Genomic DNA, 2,211 nt, shown 5'->3' with positions numbered 1-2,211 from the left:
GTATTCAACAAGTCGTTGAATCCATTTAAGGCTCCCTCTATTGCCTTCTGGTTGTTCTATTCTCATGGAATGCCTCCTTTACCCTAGTGGTTTGAAATCGAAAGGTCTGAAACAAAAACCTTCAAAACCGCCACGATAAGACGCGTTTCGCTTGAGCGACAGGTTTGGCTGCGGCTGCACGGATTGCGCCGAGGGCTACAACGTTTGCCCCTGCCCGAACCGAGGCAACCCTGCAATCGCGCCAGAGCTCGGGGATGGCGCTGGATTCGGCGGAACTGAGGGCGGCATCATAATAATCGTGAAATTTGAGCATTCCACCTCCAACAGCCAGAAGCGATGGATTTAGCAGATTGATGACAGTCGCCAAGCCAATGCCCAAAGCATAGCCGCCTTCCCGGATTATCGTCAATGCTGCCGTATCCCTTTCGCCGGCCAGCTTGGCAAGCGTTGGAGCATCAACGCCTAACTTGGCTGCTATTGCCGCACTTCCCGCTACTTCGTCCAGGCGTTTGACCTGGCCGCCGGTTGGGTAAGGCAAGTAACCGAGTTCTCCCGCCCATCCACTGGCACCCTGTAATGCTCTGCCATGAGCAATGAAAGCAGAGCCAATCGCAGTGCCAGCCATCACTATGCCTCCGGTGAAATTTTCCGGTACATCGTGCATCTCTTCTAACAGGGCGGCGTTGACATCGTTGATCACGGCGATGTGGCTGCCAAGGGCTTTCAGCGTATCCGCTGGCCGCCAGCCCGTAAGCGCCGGCAGTACGTCACACGCAACCACCTGCCCGTCAGGACTGACCAAACCGGGCACCGCGATACCGATACGACAAGATCGGAGATTGCTGGCAGCGATGAACGATTTGAGCTGCATGGCAAAATCTTCCGGCGAGAAGCTCGGGCCGGTATCAACGCGAAAGGTCTGCTGACCGTAGACGAAAAGAAGCTTCGTGCCTCCGAGATCCGCACCAATGATTAAATCATCCATTCTGTACCTGTGCTCCTGTGAAGCCTGATCTGAAAACTCAGCCGCTGCGAGACCGCACAGCGGTTGAGCAGTCGGCTGGAGTGCCTTATTCGATGAATTTTTCCATGAGTTCGAATGTAATGCCATGTTCGAGGAAAACGGGGTGCTCTGGTGCCTGACCCGGAGCGGTTTGAAACCCAAGCGTTCTGAAAAACTCACCGGACGTATTGCGAGCGATGGTATGAATACGTCGGCAGTTCTTGGCTTTGGCGATACGGTAGAATTCCGTGACAAGACTGCGGCCGATGCCGTGCCCTTGGGCATGAGAAGCGACGGCAAGATGCCGAAGCTCAATTTCGGTAGCTCCGGCCCATACGGCAACCAGTCCTCCGACCACTTGTCTATTTTCTTGAGCAAGTAACTCGAATTTCTCGCCCTCCAAGCCGAATGTGTGGCGTATATCGCGCGGCAGGCCCAAGGGCTGCCACAGAACTACCCAAAGGAGTTCATCCAGCCTTGCGGCAGCATCGGCTGTCGTTACGACCTCTATTATCGCCATGCTTCTCTCGTCGAACGCTCAGCATAACCAGCTGGGAAACGGCGCAGAGAGAAGCGGTGCACCGTTTCCCAGTCCGAGTTCATGCTTTTGGTGCGTGTTGTTCTATACAGCGAATAAGATGCTGAATTCGTCATTATTTAAATGAAATTCATGTTTAAATTGTTCAATAAGCTGTGTGTCATAGACACGATCCAAATAAACTATTTTTAAAAACGATTTTAATGGAATAGAGCAGTTCTTTAAAAGTTCTTTTTTGATAACATTCAGATAATTATGGCCATAATTAAAGGGTGAATCTGGTGATTCTCGTTTCCAAATTACACCATTTCGTAAATCACATTTATTTTTCATTTCCACGTTGCTATCAGGATGATAATCGCATGTATGAAAAGAGTCACAGTTAACTTTAATATCTTTACCGTTCCAGCACCCAAACTTCCTGGTTTGCCTAAAATGTTCTATGGTTCTCTGGCAACTTACTAAACCGTTCTTTTGACCACCATATGGTGCTTTCATCCAAGGGTTCCGGAACTTTCCATTTGGAAGTTTAAGATTTGTTTTTTCTATAAATTCAATAATATCTGACGTCTTATAATTACCTTTTGAATTATTATATTTATCCATTAAAAAAGTGAGAAATGCAGGGTGTATTCCTGAAGTTTCCTTTCTTAGTTCTTCGATGTAATTT

3 protein-coding genes are annotated in these 2,211 nt (G+C 48.7%); all 3 read right to left on the bottom strand.

Translation table 11 applies throughout. From position 1 onward, the window contains the following. Positions 1–121 precede the first annotated feature (121 nt). Positions 122–985: an ROK family protein gene (locus GX117_14035; protein ID NLO34450.1), complete on the bottom strand. Its 864-nt coding sequence runs from the start codon at positions 983–985 to the stop codon at positions 122–124. Positions 986–1,070: 85 nt separating this feature from the next. After that, complete coding sequence (locus GX117_14030; GenBank protein NLO34449.1) at positions 1,071–1,523, bottom strand: GNAT family N-acetyltransferase; 453 nt, start codon at positions 1,521–1,523, stop codon at positions 1,071–1,073. 102 nt (positions 1,524–1,625) lie between these two features. Further along, positions 1,626–2,211: hypothetical protein (locus tag GX117_14025; GenBank protein ID NLO34448.1), on the bottom strand; the 586-nt coding region annotated here is incomplete at its 5' end.

This window comes from Candidatus Hydrogenedentota bacterium (assembly GCA_012523015.1).
In the GTDB taxonomy this organism is placed as follows: Bacteria; Hydrogenedentota; Hydrogenedentia; order Hydrogenedentales; family CAITNO01; genus JAAYBJ01.
The sequence above is the reverse complement of the archived record's forward strand: the minus strand, read 5'-3'. Positions and strand labels throughout refer to the sequence as shown.

Excerpts from the sequence above, each read along its gene's own strand:
- GX117_14030 (NLO34449.1), bottom strand. The coding sequence starts at position 1,523 with ATGGCGATAATAGAGGTCGTAACGACAGCCGATGCTGCCGCAAGGCTG.
- GX117_14035 (NLO34450.1), bottom strand. The coding sequence starts at position 985 with ATGGATGATTTAATCATTGGTGCGGATCTCGGAGGCACGAAGCTTCTT.